We start from the raw sequence: 22,956 nt of genomic DNA, 5'->3' as shown, positions 1-22,956 counted from the left end.
CGGCACACGCGCCGATCACCGGCCGTGGTGCTGGGCGGCGGGCCCTGTCCCGGGGCCGCGCCGTACGAGGCGCGCGAACCGACACGCGCGCCCGGCTGTTCCGCCGAACCGACCGCAACCGCGGTGGCTGCGTCACCAGGCCACCGTGAGCTGTGCGGGCTGAGCTGTACGGGGGTTACCCGCTCAGATGAGGTTAACTGGCGAGTAACGAGCGCACCAGACCCGTGCGGGTGTGATCTGGGTCGCCGCGCTGACCCCGCCGGGCCGCGTCGATACGCTGACGTGCATGGACGACGAACTACACGCGCTGGCCCGGCGGTTGCGGGGTGAGTCCGGCGGTTCGGCGGCGTACGAACGGCTGCTGGCGACCGAGGACCACGAGGAGCTGGCGGGCGTCCTCACCGAGGACCGGCGCCCGTTGTGGGCACGGGAGCTGGCCGCGTTCCGGCTGGGGTGCGCGGGCGACCGCAGAGCCTTCGAGGCGCTGGTGCTGCTCCTCAACCACCGCGACCCCGAGCGCTGTGTCTCCGCCGCGCACGCCCTGTTCGTCCTGGCCGACGGGCGCACCGCCCGGGCCGCCGCCGCGCTCGCCACCAATGAACTGCGGGTGGCCTACGCCCTGGTGCCGGTCCGGCTGCTCACCCGGCTGCGCGCCCCGGAGTCCGCACCGGCGCTGATCACCGTACTGCGCCGCAGACTCGTGCCGGGAGATCCGCACTGGCGGGTGGCGCTGGCCTGTGTGGAGGGGCTGGGGGCGCTCGGCGACGGCCGCGCGGACGCGGTGCTGACGGCGGCCCGCGCCCACCCCCGGCTCACGGCGGCGGCGGAGGCGGCCCGCGCGCGACTCGGCTGAGGCGCGCGGACCGCCTCGCCCGGTCAGTGGAGCTTGGTGACCGAGGTGCTCGCCGTCGTGCGGAAGCCCTTCAGCGGGGCGCCCCCGAGATCGCCCATCTGCCCCCAGCCGACCACGGTCACCGTCCTGCCGTCCCGGCCCACGGAGTGGAGCGAGATGTCGTCCGTGCCCACCACGGGGTCGGTGGTGTCGACGCTGTAGACGTGGACGCCCTCCTCGACGGCGATCCTCCCGTGGTACCGGTCCTTCCCCTGGAGGGTGGGGTACTGCTTCCGGAGCCGCTCCAGGCAGCCGTCCAGCGCGGCGCGCACCCGGGTCACCAGCGCCTTCGCCCCGGCCTCGGAGGCCGCGACGGTGACGGTCTGATGGGCCGAGGTCTCCAGCTCGGTACGGAAGGTGCGGTAGGTGCTGGACGGCTTCGGCAGCACCGCGCCGACGCAGTGGTCGTCGGCGGTGCCCGCCTTCACCCTGTCCGCCGTCCAGGCGGTGGCGGAGGCGGGCAGTTCCTTCGCCGCGAGGAGCCTCGGCTTCGCCGGGGCGGCGCCGGCGGTGGTGGCGGCGGAGAGCGTGGTGATTGTCATGGTCACGGCCACGGCGGCCACGGTGGCGGTGCGGAGCTTCGTCATGGAACGGGTTCCCCCTCGGTGGGTCGTCGGCGGTACGTTCCACAGCTTCGGCGGGCCGCCGGGGCCGGGACAAGCGATCCGGGCACCGTCGCCGGGGTGGAACCATTCCACCCCCGCTGACGTGGGAGTACGCACGAGGGTGGAACGCCGCCCCGGAACGGTCGGGGGGAGGGTGGGGCGGTTGAGCACGGGGGAGTCGGCCACCGAGGTGTTCGCGCGGCGGCTGCGCGCGGTACGGGAGGAGTCGGGGCGCAGCTACGGCGCGCTGGCGCGCCGGGCCGGGGTCAGCGCGTCGACCCTGCACCGCTACTGCTCGGGTCACTCGGTGCCGGTGGAGTTCGCTCCGGTGGAGCGGCTGGCCCGGCTCTGCGGCTGCCGCGGGGAGGAGCTGGTGGCGCTGCACCGCCTCTGGATGCGGGCCGACGCGGAACGCGGCCACCGCCGGCCCCCGACCGCACCGCCGCCCCCGCCGAGCACGACGGAACCGGCCGCCGCCGGGGCGGCTGTACCGGGTGGGGTGTGTTGTGTTGAGCCGGGGGTTCCGTCGGGGTCGGGGTCCGGGTCCGGTTCGGTGCCGGTGGCCGGGGGGCCGGGGCGGGTCCGGGCCGTCGGGTCTTCCGCCCCGGGTGGGGCGCGTGGTGCCGAGGCGGGGGTTCCGCCCGGGGCCGGGTCTGGTTCGGTGCCGGTGGCTGGGCAGCCCGGGCGGGGCGAGTCGGCCGAGTCCTCTGTTCCGGGTGGGGCGTGTGGTGCCGAGGCGGGTGTTCCGCCCGGGGCCGGGTCCGGTTCGGTGCCGGCTGTTGGGGAGCCGGGGCGGCGCGAGGCGTCCCCCTCCGCCTCCGCCGGGCCGGTGGTTCCGGGAGCTTCCGCTTCGGCCCCCGGGCACGGGAGGTTCCGGTGGAGGCGGGCCGGGCTCGTGGGCGCCGTGGTGGTCGCGGGTGTCGCCGGGCTGATCGCGCTCCCGGGCGCCGGGGCGCCGGACGGGCCCGAGGCGGACCGGCGGCGCGCCGCCGCGCGGCAGCCCGCGGGCGCCCCCGCCGCCTCGGCGCTCGCCACCGGGCGGCCCGTGCCGCCCTCCCCGGCGCCGAACGCGCCACGGGGGAGCGCCGCCCCCACGGCGCAGCCGGACCCGGGGCGACGGGCACCGGCGCCCTCCGCGCCGTCCGCCTCGGCATCCCCGGCCTCTCCGCGCCCCGGAGGACGGCCCCCCTTCACCGTGCGGAGCGAACACCACGTGTGGCGGTACGGCTGCGACCACACCTATCTCGTACCGCGCGGCCCCGCCGCCGTCCCGCCGCCCCCGGCCGAGGCCGACGCCGGACCCTGGGCGGCGGCCCTCGGGGCGGTCCACGGCGGCGAGACCATCGTCCGGTTCACCGTGCAGGGCCGGGGCGAGGAGGCGGTGGTCCTCCAGGCGCTCCGGGTCCGGGTGGCCGCCCGGCGCGCGCCGCTGGAGCGGAGCGCGTACCGGATGAGCCCGGGCTGCGGCGGCTCCCTCACTCCCCGGTTCTTCGACGCCGACCTCGACCGCCCCCGCCCCGTCGCGCGCGCCGTGGCGGGCAGCGACGCGGGCACGGAGATCCCCGCCGTCTCCCTCCCCTACCGGGTCTCGGTGACCGACCCGGAGGTCGTTCTGGTCACCGGCCGTACGGCACAGTGCGACTGCGACTGGTATCTGGAGCTGGAGTGGAGCAGCGGGGACCGCTCCGGCACGGTGCGGATCGACGACAACGGGCGCCCGTTCCGCACCAGCGCGGTGCGGGACGGACCCGTCCACGAGTACGACACCGGCACCGGCGGCTGGGTGCGGACCGGGCCGGCGGGGGAGTCCTGACGCCGGGCCGGCGGCTCACATCAGCGTGAGCTGGGTCTGTCCGGGGTCGCCGCCGGGCCGCTCGGTCCCGGCAGGCCGCCCGGTCCGTGCGATCCGCCGGGGCGCGCCCCGGTCCGCCGGCCCGATGCCGAACTCCGCCGCCAGTTCGTGCACCTGGCGGGTGATCCGGCGCTGGTACCAGGTGGGCGCGTACGCCCCTGCCGCGTACAGCCGCTCGTAGCGTTCCACGAGCCCGGGGTGGTGCTCCCGGAGCCAGGCCATGAACCACTCGCGGGCCCCGGGCCGCAGATGCAGGACGAGCGGTGTCACCGAGGTGGCCCCGGACGCGGCGATCGCCGCCACCGTCGCCCGCAGCTCCTCGGGGCGGTCGCCGAGGAACGGGATCACCGGGGCCATCAGCACACCGCAGCCGATCCCGCGCCCGGTCAGGGCGCGGACCACATCGAGCCGGCGCTCGGGGGACGGGGTCCCCGGCTCGACGGTGCGCCACAGGGCGTGGTCCGTGAAGCCGACCGAGACGGAGATGCCGACGTCCGTCACCTCGGCGGCCTCCACCAGCAGCTCCAGATCCCGCAGGATCAGCGTCCCCTTGGTGAGGATCGAGAACGGATTGGCCCGGTCGCGCAGTGCCTCGATGATCCCGGGCATCAGCCGGTAGCGCCCCTCCGCGCGCTGGTAGCAGTCGACATTGGTGCCCATCGCCACATGCGCGCCCTGCCAGCCCCGCGCGCCGAGCTGGCGGCGCAGGACCTCGGCCGCGTTGGTCTTGACCACGATCTGGGAGTCGAAGCCGAGACCGGTGTCGAGATCCAGATAGCTGTGGGTCTTGCGGGCGAAGCAGTACACACAGGCGTGCGTGCAGCCCCGGTAGGGGTTCACCGTCCATTCGAACGGCATCCGGGAGGCCCCCGGTACCCGGTTCAGAATCGAACGCGCCCGCACCTCGTGGAAGGTGATGCCGCGGAACTCGGGTGTGTCGAAGGTTCTCGTCCGCACGGCGGACGCGGCGAACAGCGCGGCGTCCCCGGTCGCGGGCCGCGGGGCCGACGGGGTGTCGGCGAGATGGTCCCAGCGCATGGTCGCCTCCTCGGTAGAGCTGTTCCCGAGAATAGAACATTTGTTCCCATGATCGCCGGGGGCCGGAGGTCCGGGGCCCCGGATTTGGGTGGCCGCACCCGAGGTGGTTGGCTATGCCAGGCCCATGCGGCACCCCCTGAACAACCGAGTGCTGGAGGAACAGCTATGGCGCAGGTCGAGGCCACGACTGAACGGATCATCGCGGCGGACGCGGAGACCGTGATCGACACACTGGCCGACTACGCGAACACCCGCGCGGCGCTCCTGCCCGGCCAGTTCAGCGAGTACGAGGTGCGCGAGGGCGGCGACGGCGAGGGCACCCTCGTCCACTGGAAGCTCCAGGCCACCAGCAAGCGCGTCCGGGACTGTCTGCTGGAGGTCACCGAGCCGGTCGACGGCCAGCTCGTCGAGAAGGACCGCAACTCCTCGATGGTCACCACCTGGACCGTCACCCCGGCCGGCGAGGGCCGCTCCAGGGCCGTCGTCACCTCCGTCTGGAACGGCGCGACCGGCATCGGCGGATTCTTCGAGCGGACCTTCGCCCCCAAGGGACTCGCCCGTATCCACGACGCCGTGCTGGCGAACCTCGCGGCGAAGGTCGAGAAGCCCGCCGGGGAGAAGAGCGGCTCCTAGCCACGGGCCGCGGCGTGGTGCGGCGCTCCCGGTCCGTGCGCGGGCGCACAACCTATTCCGCCGTTGCCCCGCGCGCGATGTCCGCGGCGCCGTACCGTGGGGCCAGCCGCCCATCCCGGCGGCGGGGAAGGAGCCTCCCACCCATGGACCGTGGCATTCCGCCGAGGAGGCCACAGCGGTACACCGTGGCCGGCCGGATTCCGCTGGCCGTGGTGGTCGTGGACCGCGAGGGACTGGTGTCGCACTGGTCCGCCGGGGCACGCGGGCTGTTCGGGCCCGCCCATGAGGACGCGGTGGGCAGGCCCGCCGACGATCTGCTCCCGGTCTCCGGGGCCCTGGTGGCGGACGGCGAGTACACGGCGTACGACAGCGGCCCGGGACCCGGCGTTCCGTCGGCCGGCCGCACCGCCTTCCCGACCGCGGGCCGCGCCCGGCTCCCGGCGCCGGGGCGGGCGCGCGTCGATGTGCTCTGGTGGGGCTACCCCATGGCCGGGCCGGGTGCCGGACGGCTCCTCGTGCTGGCCGCCGACGCCGCCCGGCTGGGCGGCCGGACCGGCGGCACCCGGCGCATCGCGCCCGGCTTCGCCCGGCACGCCGAGGTCCCCGGGGCGCGCGAACTGGCCCGCGGGCTACCCCGCGTCCTCCCCGGCATGACCGCCCGGGAGACCGGCCGCGCCGTCGCCCGCATCCTCGACCTGGGCTATCCGGTGGTGGAGGCCGGCCGGCACGGCAGGGTCGCGGTCACCCCCGACTGGTCCGTGCCCCGTCCCGCCGGGCGCCGCGGGGCCGCCGGAGCCGGCCCGCGGCACGCCCTCGGGTAAGGGAACCGCCGCCGCCTCCCCCGGCTGTGCGAGGCCCACCAGCGCCACCGTCGTCAGCAGACCCGTCAGTACCGCGCTCCGCAGTCGCTTCACTCTCCGCGTTCCTTCCCGTCGGTTCCCGTCCCGGGCCGGGACGGGAACATCGTGACGGGCCCGCCCTTCGCGAACCTTGCCGAATCCTTGCCCCGGCACCGCCCGGGGCGCACCGCCCCGGGCGCACCCCCTCACCGAGTGCTCCGGCGCGCCCCCCTCTCACACCCCGAACCCGCCCCCCCCGGCGACGGCGCGCACACCCCGGACCGTGCGCGCACCGTGACCCGGTCCCCCTTCAGCTCGCCGATCCGGGAGGGTTAGGGTGAATCATGAAGATCCTGATCAGTGCCGATATGGAAGGCGCGACCGGAGTCACCTGGCCGGCGGATGTGCTGCCGGGCCACGCCCAGTGGGAGCGGTGCCGGTCCCTGTTCACCTCCGACGTGAACGCGGCGGCGCTCGGCTTCTTCGACGGCGGCGCCGATGAGGTGCTCATCAACGAGGCCCACTGGTCCATGCGCAACCTCCTCCTGGAGCGGCTCGACGACCGCGCCCAGATGCTGACGGGCCGGCACAAGTCGCTCTCCATGGTGGAAGGCGTCCAGCACGGCGACGTGGACGGCATCGCCTTCGTCGGCTACCACACCGGCGCCGGCACCGAGGGCGTCCTCGCCCACACCTATCTCGCCAACCAGCTCACCGGCGTCTGGCTGAACGGCGTCCGCGCCAGCGAGGGACTGCTCAACGCCCATGTCGTCGCCGAGTACGGCGTCCCGGTCGTCCTGGTCACCGGGGACGATCTGACCTGCGTCGACGCCGGGCTCTACGCACCGGACGCCCGCAAGGTCGCCGTCAAGGACCATGTCTCGCGGTACGCCGCGGTCTGCCGCACGCCCGCCCGTACCGCCGCCGACATCCGCGCCGCGGCCAAGGACGCGGCGGCGCTGGCCGTCCGGCACGAGCCGGTGCGCGGCGGCCCGTTCACCATGGAGCTGGAGTTCGACGCGGAGCACCTCGCCGCGGCGGCGACCGTGGTGCCCGGTGTCCTGGGCAGCGGGGAACGCCGGGTCAGCTACCCCAGCGACACCATGTACCAGGCCATCCGTACCTTCAAAGCGGTCACGACGATCGTCTCGGCGGCCGTGGAGGAGCAGTATGGCTGACATGAACGCGCACCACGGCCCCACCAGCCCCACTGACCCCACCAGCCCCATCGATCAGCGGGCCCTCGACGAGGTGGTGACCTTCACCTCCGAGCTCATCCGGATCGACACCACCAACCGGGGCGGCGGCGACTGCCACGAGCGCCCCGCCGCCGAGTACACCGCCGAGCGCCTGGCCGCCGCCGGACTCGAACCCACCCTGCTGGAGCGCACCCCCGGGCGCGCCAACGTCGTCGCCCGGATTCCCGGCACCGACCCCGGCGCCGACGCCCTGCTGGTCCACGGACATCTCGACGTGGTGCCCGCCGAACCCGCCGACTGGACGGTCCACCCCTTCTCCGGCGAGGTCCGCGACGGGGTCGTCTGGGGCCGGGGCGCCGTCGACATGAAGAACATGGACGCGATGATCCTCGCCGTCGTGCGGGCCTGGGCACGCGCGGGCGTCCGGCCCCGCCGGGACATCGTCATCGCCTACACCGCCGACGAGGAGGACAGCGCCGCCGACGGCGCCGGGTTCCTCGCCGACCGCCACCCGGGGCTCTTCGAGGGGTGCACCGAGGGCATCAGCGAGTCCGGCGCCTTCTCCTTCCACGCCGGGCAGGGCATGACGCTCTACCCGATCGGCGCGGGGGAGCGCGGCACCGCCTGGCTCAGGCTCACCGCCCACGGCAGGGCGGGACACGGCTCCAAGGTCAACCGCGCCAACGCGGTCAGCAGGCTCGCCGCCGCCGTCGCCCGCATCGGCGAGCACGACTGGCCGGTGCGGCTCACCCCCACCGTCCGCGCCGCCCTCGCCGAACTGGCCCTGCTGCACGGCATCGACACCGATGTCCACGCCCCCGGCTTCGACGCGGACGCGCTGGTCGGCAAGCTCGGCCCGGCCTCAGCCCTGGTCGAACCGGTGCTGCGCAACAGCGCCAACCCGACCATGCTCGACGCCGGATACAAGGTCAATGTGATCCCCGGGCAGGCCACCGCCCACATCGACGGACGGATGCTGCCCGGCGGCGAGGACGAGTTCCGGGAGACGATGGACCGGCTCACCGGACCGAACGTGGAGTGGGAGTTCCAGCACCGCGAGGTGCCCCTCCAGGCGCCCGTCGACTCACCCACGTACGAGAAGCTCCGTGCCGCGATCGAGCACTTCGACCCGGCCGGGCACGCCGTGCCGTACTGCATGTCGGGCGGCACCGACGCCAAGCAGTTCGCCCGCCTCGGCATCACCGGCTACGGCTTCTCGCCGCTGAAGCTCCCCGTGGGCTACGACTACGCGGCCATGTTCCACGGCGTCGACGAGCGGGTCCCGGTCGAGGGACTGCACTTCGGCGTCCAGGTGCTGGACCGCTATCTGCGCACGGCGTAGACACACACCGGACACGGCGACGCGGCACGGCACACCACATCCGGCCCGCGGACGATCAGGGGAAGAGGGACATGGCAGCGACAGGCCCGTACGGCAGTTGGCCGTCGCCCATCGACGCGGCGCTCGCGGCGTCGCACGACGGGCGGCCCGAGTTCCTCGGCAGGGTGGGCGCGGAGATCTGGTGGACCGCGCCCCGCCCCGCCGAGGGCGGCAGACGAGCCCTGATCCGGCGCCGCGCCGACGGCACCGAGGAGTCCGTGCTCCCCGAGCCGTGGAACGTCCGCAGCCGGGTCATCGAGTACGGCGGGCACCCCTGGGCCGCCGTGGAGCGCGCCGACGGGACCCCGCTCGCCGTCTTCGTCCACCACCCCGACCAGCGGCTGTACGTCTGTGAGCCGGACACCCCCGGCGCGGTGCCGCGCCCGCTCACCCCCCTGTCACCGCTCGGCGGCGGGCTGCGCTGGGCCGATCTGCGGATCGACACCGGGCGCGGCGAGGTCTGGGGGGTGCTGGAGGAGTTCACCGGAGCAGAGCCCACCGAGGTGCGCCGGGTGATCGCCGCCGTGCCGCTGGACGGCTCGGCCGCCCAGGACCGGGGCGCGGTACGGGAACTCTCCGGCGACCGGCACCGCTTCGTCACCGGCCCCCGGCTCTCCCCGGACGGCCGGCGCGCCGCCTGGATCGCCTGGGACCACCCCCGGATGCCGTGGGACGGCACCGAGGTGATGGTGGGCGAGGTGCCGGAGAGCGGGCCCTTCACCGGAGTGCGCCGGGTGCTCGGCGGACCGGAGGAGTCGGTCTGCCAGGCGGAGTGGGCGCCGGACGGCTCCCTGCTCTTCCTCACCGATGAGAACGGCTGGTGGGAGCCGCGCCGCCTGCCCGCCGGCGCGCTCGACGGCCCGGCGGATTCGGGACGCGGACTCCTCGTGGGGCCCGCCGCCGGCCATGTCACCACCGACGCCCTGTGCACCGGCCGGGAGGAGGAGTTCGGCGGCCCGCTCTGGAAGCTCGGCAGCCAGTGGCTCCACCCGCTGGAGAACGGGCTGATCGCCGTGGTCCACGGCAAGGGCACCACGGCGCTGGGCATTCTCGACCCGGAGACCGGGGAACTCGTCGACGCGGTGGGCCCCTGGACCGAGTGGGCCCCCACGCTCGCCGTCCTCGGCGACCGGGTGATCGGCGTCGCCGCCGGACCCCTCGGCGGCCACGAGGTCGTGGAGCTGGACACCCGCACCGGCCACACCCGGGTCATCGGCGCCGCGCACACCGACGCCGTGGACCCGGCCCACTACCCCGAACCCGAGCCGCGCGTCTTCACCGGACCGGACGGCCGGGAGATCCACGCCTGTGTCCATCCGCCGCGCCACCCGGAGTGGACCGGGCCCGAGGGCGAGCTGCCGCCCTACGCGGTGTGGGTGCACGGCGGCCCCACCGGCCACGCCCCGCTCGCCCTCGATCTGGAGATCGCCTATTTCACCTCGCGCGGCATCGGTGTCGTCCAGGTCAACTACGGCGGCTCCACCGGATACGGCCGGGAGTACCGCGAGCGGCTGCGCGGGGAGTGGGGCGTCGTCGATGTCGAGGACTGCGCGGCCGTCGCGCTGGCCCTCGCCGCCGAGGGCACCGCCGACCCCGGGCGTCTCGCCATCCGGGGCGGCAGCGCGGGCGGCTGGACCGCCGCCGCCTCCCTGGCCGCCACCGATGTCTATGCCTGCGGCGCCATCAGCTACCCCGTCCTCGACCCGATGGGCTGGGCCGACGGCGGCACCCACGACTTCGAGTCGCGGTATCTGGAGTCGCTGATCGGTCCGGTCGACGAGGTGCCCAGCCGCTACCTCCAGCGCTCCCCGCTCCGCCGCGCCGACGCCGTCACCGCGCCGTTCGTGCTGCTCCAGGGGCTGGACGACCCGGTCTGTCCGCCCGAGCAGAGCGAACGGTTCATCGCCCGGATCGCGGGCCGGGGCGTCCCGCACGCCTATCTCGCCTTCGTGGGGGAGAGCCATGGCTTCCGGATGGCCGGGACCCTGGTCCGCGCCCTGGAGGCGGAGCTCTCGCTGTACGCGCAGACCTTCGGCTTCCCCCGTACCGACATCCCCCCGCTGGAGCTGGCCCCATGACCCGGTCCGTCCCGTCCGTCCCGTCCGCTCCGCACGCCCGGGTGACTCCGCTGACCCGGCCCCGGCGGCTCCGGTCCGGCGACCGGGTCGCCGTCGTCGCCCCCAGCGGGCCCGTCCCCGGCGACCGGCTCGACGAGGGCCTGGAGATCCTCCGCTCCTGGGGTCTCGATCCGCTCGTGATGCCGCATGTCCGCGAGCGCCATCCGCGGTTCGGCTATCTCGCGGGCCACGACGCCGACCGCGCCCGGGAGCTGACGGAGGCCTGGTGCGATCCGTCGGTCTCCGCCGTCCTCTGCGCCCGGGGCGGGTACGGCGCCCAGCGGATGGCCGACCGGCTCGACTGGAGCGCGATCCGGGCCGCCGGGCCCAAGGTGTTCGTCGGGTACAGCGACATCACCGCACTCCACGAGGCCTTCGCGACCCGGATGGGGCTCGCCACCCTGCACGGCCCGATGGTCGCCGCGCTGACCTTCCTGAAGGACGGCGCCACCCGGGAGTCGCTGCGGGCCACCCTCTTCGAACCGGAGTCGGTGCGTACGGTCGGGGCGCCCGCGGCCCGTCCCCTGGTCCCCGGCCGGGCCCGGGGCGTCACCCTCGGCGGCTGCGCCAGCCTGCTCGCCGCCGATCTGGGCACTCCGCACGCCCGGCCGTCCGCCGCCGGCGGGCTGCTGCTCCTGGAGGACGTGGGGGAGGAGGACTACCGCCTCGACCGCATCCTCACCCAGTTGCTGCGCGGTGGCCGGCTGGACGGCGTCGCCGGGATCGCGCTCGGCTCCTGGGCGGAGTGCGGTCCCTACGAGGGTGTACGGGAGGTGCTGCGGGACCGTCTCGGCGGGCTGGGGGTGCCGGTGGTGGAGGAGCTGGGCTTCGGCCACGGCGAGAGCAACGCGACGGTGCCGCTGGGGGTGTCCGCCGTGCTCGACGCGGACGCGGGCACCCTGACGCTGGACGAGCCGGCCCTGCTCTGAGCCCGTGGGGCCCGGGACCGGCCCGCCCGGCCGGCCCCGTGGCCCGCTCGGCGGTGCGGTGCGCCGATCCGGCGGCACCGGCCGGTGCCGCCGAGGGCCCCGCCGGTTCCGGGCCGCCGGTCACCGCCGCCCACTCGGCCCCGCCCCGGCGCCGACCGGGCCCCGCCCCGCCGACGCCGTCCCGGGAGCCGGAGGGCCCGCCCCGGCGCGCACGCTCCCGGGCCGCGGTCTCCGGGAAGCCGGCCCCGCCGCCCGTACCCCGGCGCGGGGTCAGCGCAGGGCCGCGTACCCCGGGCGGATGACCTCGTCGATCAGCCGGCGGCGCTCCGGCAGCGGCAGGAAGGCCGCCTCGACCGCGGCCACCGTCAGCTCCTCGAAGACCTCGGGACCGTATCCGAAGGCCGTCGCCATGTGCGCGAACTCCTGGCTCATCGTGGTCCCCGACACCAGCCGGTTGTCCGTGTTGAGCGTGGTGCGGAAGCCGAGCCGGCGCAGCAGGTCGACCGGGTGGGTGGCGTAGTCCTTCGCGGCGCCCGTCTGGAGGTTGGAGGTCGGGCAGACCTCCAGGGCGATCCCGTTGTCCCGGACATAGGCCGCGAGGCGGCCCAGCGTGGCGGTGCCGTCCTCGTGGACGGTGATGTCGTCGGTGATCCGCACCCCGTGCCCGATCCGCTCGGCGCCGCAGATCTGCACCGCCTCGTGGATGGACTCCGCGCCGACGGCCTCGCCCGCGTGGATGGTGAAGTGGCAGTTGTGCCGCTTCAGGTGCCGGAAGGCGGGCAGGTGGCGGGCGGGCGGATTGCCGATCTCGCCGCCCGCGATGTCGAAGCCCGCGACCCCGTTGTCGCGGTGGGCGACGGTCAGCTCCGCTATCTCCAGGGAGCGGTCGGTGTGGCGCATCCCGGTGAGCAGGGCGCGCACCGTGATCCGTCCGCCGCTGCGGCGCTCGCCCTCGCGGAATCCGGTGTTGACGGCCTCGACCACCTCGTCCAGGGTCAGCCCCCGCTCCAGGTGCTGCTCGGGGGCGTACCGCACCTCGGCGTAGACCACGCCGTCGTCCGCCAGGTCCTCGGCGCACTCCGCCGCGATCCGCTCCAGCGCCTCACGGGTCTGCATCACCGCGCAGGTGTGGGCGAAGGTCTCCAGATACCGCTCCAGCGAGCCGGAGTCCGCCGCGTCCCGGAACCAGACCGCGAGCGCGGCCGGGTCCTCGGTGGGCAACTGGCGGTAGCCGTGCTCCCGGGCCAGTTCGATGATCGTCGCGGGGCGCAGCCCGCCGTCGAGGTGGTCGTGGAGTACGGCCTTGGGCGCGCGGAGGATGTCAGACAAGTGCATGGCCCGGGAGTGTACGGCACGGCGGCGCGCGGCGCTTCGGCGGTCAGTTCGACTGCACCACGGGGAGCGCCGGAGCGCCGGTCGGCAGCATGTGCTTCGCCGCCAGGACCGGGGTGTCCCCGCTCCGCACCACCTGGGTGACCAGCACGGCCGGGGTGTCCGGCGCGCGGTCGAGCTGCTCCCCGCGCCGCTGCCCCAGCAGGGTCGCGCTCACGGCGCTGTGCGCGGTCAGGGCGAGCCCCCGGGAGGCGGAGCAGAGCACCGAGAGCATCGACCCGTCCCCGGCGCCGGGCGAGCGCAGCGCCCCGGCGAACGCCGGATGCGCCCTCTCCAGTACGTCGTCGGGGGCCGCCCACTCCTGGCTGAGCACCCCCGCCGTCCCCTCGCCGGTCAGTACCGACTCCCAGAACCGCAGCTCGGAACCGGCCGGGGCGAGCAGCTGCTGGGTGCTGAAGTCGGTCGGCTCCTCGACGGCGCGCAGCAGCGGGCGCACCCGCAGCGCCGGGCCGGCCGCGAGCAGCTCCTCCAGGGGGCGCAGCAGCTCGTAGCCGCGCCGAGGGGGGCTGTCGTTGACGGTTCTGCCCACCCCCCGGCGCACCGAGAGCAGGCCGTCCTCCTGGAGCAGCAGCAGCGCCTCGCGCAGGGCGGGCCGGCTCACCCCCAGCTCGGTCGCGAGACGCGGCTCGGACGGCAGGGTGGAGCCCGGGGGATAGGTGCCGTCGTGGATGGCGTCCGCGATCCGCTCGTACAGGACGACGACCGGCCTGCGCTGCGGGCGGCTGACTGTCACGGGCTCCTCCTGGGGTGCTGCTGGGGTGCTGCTGGGGTGCTGCGTATCCGGATGCCATGGAACGGTCTCAGCTTGTCAGACAGGGAGCGGGTGTGGGGTCGCTGTCTCACCCGTACGGCCCGCTCCACCGCACCACCGGCCCGGCCCGGGCCCATTCTGGTGCCATGAGCGCCAGGAAATCACCGGAAGCCGGAAGGGGCGGCGTCGGGGAGTGGTTCACTCCCGCGAGGACCGCGGTCACCGTGCTCGCGGTCCTCGCCGTCGTCCTCATCGCCGAGAACACCGGGGAGGTCAGGATCAGGGTGCTGATCCCCGTGGTCACCATGCCGCTCTATCTGGCGCTGCTCGCGATGTTCGTCATCGGCGCGCTCTGCGGGGGCCTTCTCTTCCGCCGCCGCCCCCGCTGACCCCCGGGCCGGGTGGATAGCCTGGCCGGATGCCCGCCACCGCCCCGGACCCCGCCGACGACCGGTCCCCCGACTCCGCCGACGACCGGTCCCCCGACTCCGCCGCCGGAGCCCCCGCCCCGGCTCCCGCCCCCGCCCCCGCCGTCGGGCCCGTCACCCGCGCCCTCCCGGCGCCCGTCCCGCTGGCCACCGGCCCCCGGACCGTGATCCGCGCCCTCACCCCCGGCGACGGCGCCGAGTTCACCGCCGGGGCCCGGGCGAGCACCGGCCTCCACCGGCCCTGGCTCTTCCCGCCCCGCACGGACCGCGCGTACGAGGAGTACGCGGACCGGCTCATCGAGGACCCGGCCCGCGCGGGCCTTCTCGTCCTGGAACGCGCGTCGGGCCGGATCGCCGGCTTCATCAACATCAACAACATCGTCGCCGGCGCCTTCCGCGGCGGCGCCCTCGGCTACGGCGCCTTCGCCCACGCCGCCGGGCGCGGGCTGATGGGCGAGGGCCTCTCCCTGGTGCTGCGGTACGCCTTCGGCCCGCTGGGGCTGCACCGCCTGGAGGCCAATGTCCAGCCGGGGAACACCGCCTCCATCGCGCTGGTGCGCCGCGCGGGCTTCCGGCTGGAGGGCTTCTCGCCCGACTTCCTCCACATCGACGGCGCCTGGCGCGACCACGAACGCTGGGCGATCACCAGCGATATGCTCCCGCCCGACGGCCGCGCCGAAGTCCGGCGCGCGTGACCCCTGTTCGGCGCGGCGGCGAGACGGTTCCATGGTCACCGGGCCGCCCGCGCCGTCGGCGGCCCTTCCGCGAGTGAAGCGAGGTTGCCTTGGCCACGACCGTGCGGCGTACCGTACTGACCCTCCCCGCCGCCCCCGTGGGCCCGGCGAATCCGCTGCCCGCGCTCCGCCCGCTCCCGGCTCCGCACTCCGTCGACGAGCGCACCCGGCGCGATCTGCCGCGCGACATGGCCCGCCAGATCGGGTACGAGCCGCCGCGCACCGTGCTGCCCGCGCGGATGCTCGACGGCTACGGCCGCGACCGCGCCCCCGCCGGATTCGACGCCGTCGTCATCGAGAACGAGCGGCTGCGGGCCACCGTGCTGCCGGGCCTCGGCGGCCGGGTCCACTCGCTGTACCACAAGCCCACCGACCGGGAACTCCTCTACCGCAACCCCGTCTTCCAGCCCGCCGACTTCGCCCTGAACGGCGCCTGGTACTCCGGTGGCATCGAGTGGAACATCGGCGCCACCGGCCACGGGACCCTCTCCGTCGCCCCGCTGCACGCGGCCGTCGTCCCCGCCCCCGACGGCGGGGAGATGCTCCGGCTCTGGGAGTGGGAGCGGCTGCGCGATCTTCCGTTCCAGGTCGATCTGTGGCTGCCCGCCGACTCCGACTTCCTCCATGTCGGCGTACGCGTCCGCAATCCGCACGAGCGGCCGGCACCGGTCTACTGGTGGTCCAACACCGCCGTCCCGGAGCACGGGCGGACCCGGGTCATCGCCCCCGCCGACGAGGCCTGGTACTTCGGCTACGAGCGCACCCTGCGCCGGGTGCCGGTGCCGGACTACCGGGGCGAGGACCGGACGTACCCGCTGCGCAGCGAACACCCCGCCGACTACTTCTACGAGGTGCCCGCCGGCGCCCGCCCGTGGATCGCCGCGCTCGACGGCGACGGCCGGGGCCTGGTCCAGACCTCCACCGACACCCTGCGCGGCCGGAAGCTCTTCCTCTGGGGCTCGGGCAGCGCGGGCCGGCGCTGGCAGCGCTGGCTGACCGAGCCGGGCACGGGCGGATACGCGGAGATCCAGGCCGGACTCGCCCGCACCCAGCTGGAGCACATCCGTCTCGACGAGGGCGCCGAGCTGAGCTGGCTGGAGTGCTACGGGCCCCTGGGCGCCGACTCCGGCACGGTGCACGGCAACAACTGGGCCGCCGCCTGCGCCGAGGTCGAGGCCCGGCTCGCCGGCGCCCTGCCGCGCCGGGCGGTGGAGGCCGCGTACACGGCCTGGCTGCCGCACGCCGACAGCGAACCGGTGCGCACCCTGGCCACCGGCTCCGGATGGGGCGCGCTCGAAGTGCTCCGCGGCGGGCTGAAGCTGCCCGGGACGCCCTTCGGGGAATCCACCCTCGGCGACGAACAGGCCCCCTGGCGCGCCCTGCTGACCACCGGGGTGCTCCCCGAGCCCCGCAGGGTCGCCCCGCCCGGGCCCTCGCTCGTCTCCCCGCACTGGCGGGACATGCTGGAGACCGCCCCGGCCGACCCGCTCACCGAGTACCACCTCGGCGTCGCCCAGTGGCACGCCGGCGATCTGGCCCAGGCCGTCCGGAGCTGGGAGCGCGGTCTCGCCCTCGCCCCCTCCCGCTGGCCGCTGCTGCGCGCGCTGGCCGTCGCCGACGAGGAGGGCGGCCACGGGGAGCGCGCCGCCGACCGCTATCTGGAGGCGTTCGACGACCTCTGCCAGGAGCGCCGCGACGATGGCGAGAGCTGGACGGCGGCGACCGCCGCGCTCGCCCGCGAGGCGATCGACGCGCTGCGCCGCGCGGGCCGCGCCGCCGAGGCCCGCTCGGTCTGGGACCGGCTGCGCCCCGAGATCCGGGCCCGGGGCCGGTTCCGGCTGCTCCACGCCCGGCTGCTGCTGGCCGAGGGCCGGCGCGAGGAGACCCGCGCCGTCTTCGACGAGGGCATCGAGGTGGCGGATCTGCGGGAGGGCTCGGAGATCCTGGGCGAGGTCTGGGCCGAACTGACCGACGATCCGCTGCCCGAGGCGTACGACTACCGGATGCGGCCCCACCGCGCGCCGTAGGGTCTTTCGTCTGGATCTTGCCGGGCTCGTGCGCCCCGGCACCTCGCCGCGCTGTCGTCCATCACCCATGGCCCCCTGCGCCCTGGCGGGCGCGGGAGGTACCCCCACCGCGCGCCGTAGGAGCGGCGCCGGGCCCCCCGCGCACGGGCGTGTTCCCGCGCACGGGCGGGCCCGGGTGTCAGACGGACACCTTGCGGTCCACGTACTCGAAGACGGAGCCGTCGGGGTGGACGGCGATCAGATTCCGGCCCGCCGGGGTCGGCACCGGGCCCGCGACGATCCGCGCGCCGACCTCGGAGAGGGCGGTGTGCGCCTCCTCCACGTCCTGGACCGCGATCGTCGCCGTCACCTTGCGCAGCACATCGATCTCCGCGGCCGGGCCGCTCATCAGCAGGAAGCAGCCGACCGCCGCGACCGAGACACCCCCGCGCTCGAAGCGCTGCGGGGTGCTTCCGGTGAGCCGTGCGTAGACCGCCGTGGCCGCGTCCAGGTCGTCGACACAGATACGCAGCGTGGTTCCGAGGATCTCCATGACGGCGAGCCTAGTTCGGGTCGGAATCGATTGTCCCGCGCTCCCGCTGATCGGGCGCGCGCCGCACGGGACAGGGCCGGCGCCCCGGCGCTCAGGCGCGGCAGAGCAGTTCGCCGTGCGGGACCATGAACCAGGCGTCCGGGTGGGCGCCCCACTCCCGCCAGCCCTCCGCCACCGCCGCGAGCCGCGCGGTGGTGGTGTGGCCGCCGTCCACCGCGAGCCCGGCGTAGGAGGAGGCGGTTGTCCGGTCGGCCCACAGGCCGCTCCACCACGCGCGCTCGTCCGGGGTGGCGTAACACCAGGTGGAGGCCGTCGCGGTGAGATCGGTGAAGCCCGCGGCACGGGCCCAGGAGAGCAGCCGGCGCCCGGCGTCGGGCTCCCCGCCGGAGGCCCGGGCCACCCGGTGGTAGAGCTGGAGCCACTCGTCCAGCACCGGGGCCCCCGGGAACCAGGTGAAGGCGCCGTAGTCGGCGTCCCGTACCGCGACGATCCCGCCGGGGCGGCAGACCCGGCGCATCTCGCGCAGCGCCCGCACCGGGTCGCCCAGGTGCTGGAGCACCTGGTGGGCGTGGACCACGTCGAAGGAGTCATCGGGGAAGCCGAGTTCATTGACATCGGCCACGGCGAACCCGGTGTGTCCGAGCCCCCGTCCGGCCGCGAACTCCCGCGCCCGCTCGACGATCCCGGGCTCCCGGTCCACCCCGGTGACCCACCCGCCCGGGACCAGCTCCGCCAGATCGGCGGTGATGGTCCCGGGGCCGCAGCCGACGTCCAGGACCCGCATCCCGGGTCTCAGCTCGCCGACGAGGTACGCGGCGGAGTTGGCGGCCGTCCGCCAGGTGTGGGAGCGGAGCACGGACTCATGGTGGCCATGGGTGTACACGGCGGTCTCGCGCGGCATGGCGAACCTCCCTCTCGATGGCTCCCCATGGTCCCACTCAACTCATATGATGAGACCGGGTGTCTTGCCATGCGGACGCTCGCGAGTCGGCGGGGCGGGGCTCAGAGCAGGGTCTGCGGCCGGTACACCGTCAGCACCCCGGCCGCCTTGTCCACCGTCAGCTCCGCCGGGGCCTCCACCACCTCACCGTCGTACGCCATCGGCGTGCCCGGCTCCAGACCGGTGATCCGCAGCCGGTGCAACTGCTCCGCCGCGTGGACCGGGGAACGGCTCAGCGGGCCCGCGAGGGCCGCCGCCAGCAGCCGCAGCCCCGGCCACCGGCCGCCGTGGACCACCCGTACGTCCAGCAGCCCGTCGGAGAGGTCCTGGCGGTGCCCCGGGGTCGGCCCCATCCGCTGGTAGATCCCGTTCCCGGCGAACAGCAGCCACATCGGGCGCTCGCGGCCCTGCACCCCGGCCCTGAGCGGCCTGCCGTGCCGCAGCACCCGCGCCGCCGCCAGAATCCCGGCCGGCCAGCCGCCGATCCTCGGGGACCAGCGCTCCCGGATGTTCACCAGCTCCGGATAGACACCCAGACTGAAGGTGTTGAGGAAGTAACCGGGCCGGGACCCTTCCCCCTCCGGGCCATCCGCGCCGCCCGGACCCGGTGTGAAACGGCCCAGGTCGACCCGGACCGCGTCGCCGCTCTCCAGCGCCCGGCAGGTGTCGTCGAAGGTCTCGATCCCGAGGTCGTACGCGAAGTGGTTGAAGGTGCCGCCGGGGAACACCGCCAGCGGCACCCCCCGCTCCACCGCGACCGCCGCCGCGCCGTTGATCGTGCCGTCCCCGCCGATGATGCCCAGCGCCCGGCCGCGCTCTGCCGCCTTCTCCAGCTCCTGGTCCAGCTCGCCGGGCCCGCACTCCACGAACTCCGCCAGCGGCAGGGCCTCGCGCACCAGTGCCGCCGAGCCCGCCGAACCCGCGTCCCGGTTGGTCACGACCACCAGCCCCTCGCCCTGCGGCAGTGCCGGGGCCTCGGCCTGCGCCCGGCCGGGCGGCGGCAGCTGGGACCTGGTCGGCACCATCCCGCGCACCGCGAACGCCGCCCCCACCCCGAGGGCCGCGCCCACCAGCACATCGCTCGGATAGTGCGCGCCCGTGTACACCCGGGAGAACGCCACCGAGGCCGCCACCGGCGCGACCACCGCGCCCCAGCCCTTCGACTCCAGCGCGACACCCGTCGCGAAGGCCGCCGCCGACGCCGAGTGGCCCGAGGGGAAGGAGGTGGTGAACGGCTGCCGCTTGAGCTGCCGTATCACCGGCACCGTGTCGATCAGCGGGCGCGCCCGGCGCACCGAGCGCTTGCCCACCGTGTTGATGACCGCCGAGGCCAGCGCCAGCGACGCCATCCCGCGCACCGCCGCCCGCCGTGAGCGGACGCCCCGGCCCAGCACCGCGATCCCGGCCGCCGCACCCAGCCAGAGCAGCCCGTGGTCCGCGCTGTGGCTCAGCCGGGGCAGCACCGGCTCGGCCCCCGGCCAGCGGCGGGCGGCGACGGTGGCGAAGACCTTGCGGTCCCAGCGGCCGAGCAGCGCCGGCACTCCCTGCCGGGGAGGCGGATTTCCTTGTGTGTACGGAGTGGACATGGGTCGCGGTTACCCCGTAACCGGGGATGCCACGCCGGGCACCGCCCATTTCGCCGCGCCGGGCGCACCGCCCCGCCGGGACCGCCGCGCCGGGACCGCCCCGCCGGGACCGGCGCGCCGCGGGTCTGTCGCCGGGGGCCGCCCTGCCCCTAGGATCACCGCCATGGCCATCGCCCCGGACGCCGGTACGCCCGCAGTGCCCGTGTGCCGCCGCGCGCCCTCCTGTCCCCGCTGACGCACGCGGCCTCGTGCCGCCCCCGTGAGACAGCGGCCGTGATGCCCGCCGCCGTTCCCGCCGTGAGTCCTGTTCCCCGTGTCCTGTTCCCCGTGTCCCGTGCCCCGTGCCCCGTGCACGCGGGCACCCCGTGTTCCCAGGAGACCTCCGTGCCCGCTTCCCCCGACCGCCGCCGGCTGCTGAGACTGCTCGCGGCGGCCCCGGTGACCGCGTCGGCGCTGGCCGCCGCCGGCACCGCCCCCGCGCGGGCGGTGCCCGCCCCGGCCGCCGCCGGGACGGTCAAACCGCTGCCGCCCGAGCACTTCACCGTCCACGGCACCAACGCCGAGACCGTCTTCTCCTCCCTGCGCGACACCGGAACGCTCACCCCCGCCGATCGCTTCTTCGTCCGCAACCACACCTCCACGCCCCTCATCGGCGAGCGCGACTGGAGGCTGACCGTCTGGGGCAGCGGGCTGCACGGGAGCCGGCCGGTGGAGTTCAGCTACGACCAGCTCCGCTCGATGCCCTCGGTCAGCCGCACCGCCCTCGTCGAGTGCGCGGGCAACGCCCGGAGCTACTTCGCCAGTCAGCAGGGCGAGACCGTCAGCGGCACCCCCTGGACCCTCGGCGCCGTCGGCGCGGCCCGCTGGCGCGGGGTGCCGCTCCGCGATGTCCTGCACCGCGCGGGTCTCTCCTCGACCGCCGTCGACATCATGCCCAGCGGGCTCGACGGCGAGGTCGTCAGCGGCGGAGTGAACCTCGGGCGGGTGCGCCGGCCGCTGCCCGTCGCCAAGGCCCTCGACGATGTGATCCTCGCGTACGAGATGAACGGCGAGCCCCTCCCGTACGACCACGGCTTTCCCGTCCGGGTGATCGTTCCCGCCTGGATAGGGATCGCGTCGGTGAAGTGGGTCGGTGACATCGAGGTCAGCGACACACCGCTCGCCTCGCCCTGGAACACCCAGCTCTACCGGCTCTTCGGCGCCGCCCACCCGCCCGGCGGCAGCGCGCCGCTGACCCGGCAGACCGTCAAGAGCGCCTGGGAGCTGCCGAGCGGGGCGGCGCTGGAGGCGGGCCGGAACCACCGCCTCACCGGCCGCGCCTGGTCGGCCGCCGCGCCCGTCCGGCACGTGGAGATCAGTACCGACGGCGGGGTGGGGTGGCGGCGGGCCGCGCTCCACGACACCCCGCGGCCCGGCGGCTGGGTCCGCTGGTCGGCCCAGTGGTGCCCGGGGGTCACCGGGCCCGCGCGGCTGCTCGCCCGTACCACCGACACCGCCGGGAACACCCAGCCCGAGCGGACCGTCCACAACACCCAGGGGTACCTCTTCGACGCGGTGGTGCGTCACCCCGTCACCGTCGTCTGACGCGCCGCCGCCGCCCTCCGTTTGTATAAAGGAGTCACGGAGGTGACGCCATGGCGGACACGCCCCCCGAGGGGCACGGGCCCGTCCGCTACGGCCCGGGCGTGCCCGGAACCGGTCTGCCCGTCCCCGGTGAGCTGGCCGGTGTGCTGGCCGCGGCGGCCGGTGCGCCGGGGGAGCCGCCCGGCGGCGGGGCGGTACTGCGGGAGGCCGCGCGCGGGTACTGGTGGCGGCGCGGGCTGCACAGTGCCGCCGAGGACCTGGTGGCCGCCGCCGGGCCGCAGCCGCTGCTCCTCGCGCTCCTCGGCGCGTACACCGGGGACGACGCGCGGGGCGGCGACGTCCTGATGTCGCGCCCCTGCCCCGCGTGGTGGGCCCCGCAGGCCCGGCTGCTGGGGAGGGGCGCGTACCGGGTCCCGACCCCCGCCGAGTGCGGCGGGGTGCCCGATCCGTTCGCGCTGCTGGAGACCGTGCGGCGGGTGCGGGCGGAGGGGGGTGCGCCCAGGGTGCTGCTGCTCTCCGTCGCGGACGATCCGACCGGGACGGTGGCACCGCCGGAGACCGTGCGCGAGACGTGCGAGGCGGCGGTGGGGGAGGGGCTGCACATCATCAGCGACGAGAGCTGGCGGGACACGGTGCACCGGCCGCGCGAGACGGTGCTGGTGAGCCCCGCGGAGATGTGCCCCGGCGACGTGACCGTCCTCAGCGACCTGGCGGGCGCGCTGCTGCCGCCGTCCTGGCCCGCCGCCGTCGCCCGCTTTCCGCCGACCGCGGCGGGGGCGGCGCACCGGGACCGGGTGCTGGACTTCCTCGCCGCGCTCGGGGCGGCGGTGGCGGGGCCCGTCGCGGCGGCGGCGGCGCACGCGCTCGACGAGCCCGGGGGGCTGGTCGGGCTGCGGGAGCGGGGGATCGAGGGGTACGCCCGGGTGGGGGCCGAGGTGCACCGGGCGGTGCTCGCCTGCGGCGGGCTGGCCAGGCCGCCGGTGGCGGGGCGGCATCTGTACGCGGATTTCGGGCCGCTGCGGGAGGGGTTGGGGTGGTGCGGGGTGGGGGACTCCATGGAGCTGGAGGAGTATCTGTCGGCGCGGCTGGGGGTGCCTGTGCCCGGGGGGCACCGCTTCGGCGATGAACTCGGCGCCCTGCGGGCCCGCCTGCCGACGGCGCCTTTCCTGTCCGCCGCCCTCCTGCCCCACCTCACCACAACCCTGACGCCCCACGCCTCGAACTCTTGATTCGCGCCTCAGCTCCCTCTGCGAGGTGCCTCCGGCGGGGCCGGGTGGATTGCTCAGCTCGGCGGCGGGGCTGAGCAAACCCAGCCGGTCTGGGGGCACCTCCCAGAGGCAGCTCTGGGGGAGATTGAGGACGGACCCTGGTCCACTGGTGCCCGCACGGTGCGGGTCCCGGTCGGGGGCCGGCCCCCGAACCCCCGCTCCTCAATCGCCGGAGGGGCTGGATTTCGTGCCCCGGCTCTCCGGCGGGTCGGGCAAAACCAGCCCGGCC

Annotated in this window: 20 protein-coding genes and 1 pseudogene; 14 read left to right on the top strand and 7 right to left on the bottom strand. The window is 75.4% G+C overall.

Annotation, left to right across the window (positions count from 1 at the left end; translation table 11 throughout):
- Positions 1-286: 286 nt before the first annotated feature.
- Positions 287-853 (top strand): HEAT repeat domain-containing protein, encoded by a 567-nt coding sequence (locus ABT122_RS27560; protein WP_351557793.1) that lies wholly within the window; start codon positions 287-289, stop codon positions 851-853.
- A 23-nt stretch (positions 854-876) separates the two neighbouring features.
- Here the strand turns inward: ABT122_RS27560 and ABT122_RS27555 are convergent, their stop codons facing one another.
- Positions 877-1,479: a hypothetical protein gene (locus ABT122_RS27555; protein WP_351557791.1), complete on the bottom strand. Its 603-nt coding sequence runs from the start codon at positions 1,477-1,479 to the stop codon at positions 877-879.
- Between ABT122_RS27555 and ABT122_RS27550 the strand changes: the two are divergent.
- A pseudogene (locus tag ABT122_RS27550) lies at positions 1,433-1,864 on the top strand (helix-turn-helix domain-containing protein); the annotation flags it as partial. The gene ABT122_RS27555 and the pseudogene ABT122_RS27550 overlap by 47 nt on opposite strands.
- Before the next feature lie 828 nt (positions 1,865-2,692).
- Complete coding sequence (locus ABT122_RS27545) at positions 2,693-3,310, top strand: hypothetical protein (RefSeq protein ID WP_351557817.1); 618 nt, start codon at positions 2,693-2,695, stop codon at positions 3,308-3,310.
- A 15-nt stretch (positions 3,311-3,325) separates the two neighbouring features.
- Here the strand turns inward: ABT122_RS27545 and ABT122_RS27540 are convergent, their stop codons facing one another.
- On the bottom strand, positions 3,326-4,387 hold the full coding sequence (locus ABT122_RS27540; protein ID WP_351557789.1) for an Rv2578c family radical SAM protein: 1,062 nt from the start codon (positions 4,385-4,387) through the stop codon (positions 3,326-3,328).
- A gap of 165 nt (positions 4,388-4,552) precedes the next feature.
- Here ABT122_RS27540 and ABT122_RS27535 point away from each other — a divergent pair, with 165 nt between their 5' ends.
- The 6 genes from ABT122_RS27535 (at position 4,553) to ABT122_RS27510 (ending at position 11,485) form a co-directional block, all read left to right on the top strand.
- The gene (locus ABT122_RS27535; protein ID WP_351557787.1) at positions 4,553-5,020 is read left to right on the top strand and encodes an SRPBCC family protein; all 468 of its coding nucleotides are present in this window, start codon (positions 4,553-4,555) and stop codon (positions 5,018-5,020) included.
- A 143-nt stretch (positions 5,021-5,163) separates the two neighbouring features.
- Entirely contained in the window at positions 5,164-5,841 is a 678-nt protein-coding gene (locus ABT122_RS27530) for a nitrogen regulation protein NR(II) (protein ID WP_351557785.1), read from the top strand.
- A 362-nt stretch (positions 5,842-6,203) separates the two neighbouring features.
- Positions 6,204-7,037 carry a M55 family metallopeptidase gene (locus ABT122_RS27525; protein ID WP_351557783.1) on the top strand — a complete coding sequence of 278 codons (834 nt, stop codon included), beginning with the start codon at positions 6,204-6,206 and terminating at the stop codon, positions 7,035-7,037.
- 1 nt (position 7,038) lies between these two features.
- Positions 7,039-8,400, top strand: coding sequence for a M20/M25/M40 family metallo-hydrolase (locus tag ABT122_RS27520; protein WP_351557813.1), 1,362 nt, complete (start codon positions 7,039-7,041; stop codon positions 8,398-8,400).
- Between the two features lie 71 nt (positions 8,401-8,471).
- Positions 8,472-10,517: a S9 family peptidase gene (locus ABT122_RS27515; RefSeq protein WP_351557781.1), complete on the top strand. Its 2,046-nt coding sequence runs from the start codon at positions 8,472-8,474 to the stop codon at positions 10,515-10,517.
- Complete coding sequence (locus ABT122_RS27510; RefSeq protein ID WP_351557779.1) at positions 10,514-11,485, top strand: S66 peptidase family protein; 972 nt, start codon at positions 10,514-10,516, stop codon at positions 11,483-11,485. Before ABT122_RS27515 ends, ABT122_RS27510 begins: the two co-directional genes overlap by 4 nt.
- Positions 11,486-11,755: 270 nt before the next feature.
- On the opposite strand, the gene ABT122_RS27505 is transcribed toward ABT122_RS27510, so the two are convergent.
- Positions 11,756-12,820: an adenosine deaminase gene (locus ABT122_RS27505; RefSeq protein ID WP_351557777.1), complete on the bottom strand. Its 1,065-nt coding sequence runs from the start codon at positions 12,818-12,820 to the stop codon at positions 11,756-11,758.
- A gap of 43 nt (positions 12,821-12,863) precedes the next feature.
- Positions 12,864-13,610, bottom strand: a complete 747-nt coding sequence (locus ABT122_RS27500) for a GntR family transcriptional regulator (RefSeq protein ID WP_351557775.1) — start codon at positions 13,608-13,610, stop codon at positions 12,864-12,866.
- A 164-nt stretch (positions 13,611-13,774) separates the two neighbouring features.
- Here ABT122_RS27500 and ABT122_RS27495 point away from each other — a divergent pair, with 164 nt between their 5' ends.
- The 3 genes from ABT122_RS27495 to ABT122_RS27485 all read left to right on the top strand — a co-directional run bounded on the left by ABT122_RS27495 (position 13,775) and on the right by ABT122_RS27485 (position 16,817).
- Positions 13,775-14,017, top strand: a complete 243-nt coding sequence (locus ABT122_RS27495) for a LapA family protein (protein WP_351557773.1) — start codon at positions 13,775-13,777, stop codon at positions 14,015-14,017.
- A gap of 182 nt (positions 14,018-14,199) precedes the next feature.
- Complete coding sequence (locus tag ABT122_RS27490; RefSeq protein WP_502976213.1) at positions 14,200-14,751, top strand: GNAT family N-acetyltransferase; 552 nt, start codon at positions 14,200-14,202, stop codon at positions 14,749-14,751.
- A gap of 89 nt (positions 14,752-14,840) precedes the next feature.
- Entirely contained in the window at positions 14,841-16,817 is a 1,977-nt protein-coding gene (locus ABT122_RS27485) for a DUF5107 domain-containing protein (protein WP_351557769.1), read from the top strand.
- A 178-nt stretch (positions 16,818-16,995) separates the two neighbouring features.
- Here ABT122_RS27485 and ABT122_RS27480 read toward each other — a convergent pair whose 3' ends face one another.
- From ABT122_RS27480 to ABT122_RS27470, 3 genes are all read right to left on the bottom strand, one after another.
- Complete coding sequence (locus tag ABT122_RS27480; RefSeq protein ID WP_351557767.1) at positions 16,996-17,349, bottom strand: VOC family protein; 354 nt, start codon at positions 17,347-17,349, stop codon at positions 16,996-16,998.
- A 91-nt stretch (positions 17,350-17,440) separates the two neighbouring features.
- Complete coding sequence (locus ABT122_RS27475; RefSeq protein ID WP_351557765.1) at positions 17,441-18,250, bottom strand: methyltransferase domain-containing protein; 810 nt, start codon at positions 18,248-18,250, stop codon at positions 17,441-17,443.
- A gap of 101 nt (positions 18,251-18,351) precedes the next feature.
- A complete protein-coding gene (locus tag ABT122_RS27470; protein ID WP_351557763.1) occupies positions 18,352-19,875 on the bottom strand; it encodes a bifunctional phosphatase PAP2/diacylglycerol kinase family protein in 1,524 nt (507 codons plus the stop codon).
- 384 nt (positions 19,876-20,259) lie between these two features.
- Here ABT122_RS27470 and ABT122_RS27465 point away from each other — a divergent pair, with 384 nt between their 5' ends.
- Complete coding sequence (locus ABT122_RS27465; protein ID WP_351557761.1) at positions 20,260-21,459, top strand: sulfite oxidase; 1,200 nt, start codon at positions 20,260-20,262, stop codon at positions 21,457-21,459.
- A gap of 50 nt (positions 21,460-21,509) precedes the next feature.
- Positions 21,510-22,688: a pyridoxal phosphate-dependent aminotransferase family protein gene (locus ABT122_RS27460; RefSeq protein ID WP_351557758.1), complete on the top strand. Its 1,179-nt coding sequence runs from the start codon at positions 21,510-21,512 to the stop codon at positions 22,686-22,688.
- Positions 22,689-22,956: the final 268 nt, after the last annotated feature.

Source organism: Streptomyces sp. NPDC001985 (genome assembly GCF_040296845.1).
GTDB lineage: Bacteria > Actinomycetota > Actinomycetes > Streptomycetales > Streptomycetaceae > Streptomyces.
This window is presented reverse-complemented; position numbering and strand designations above follow the sequence as displayed.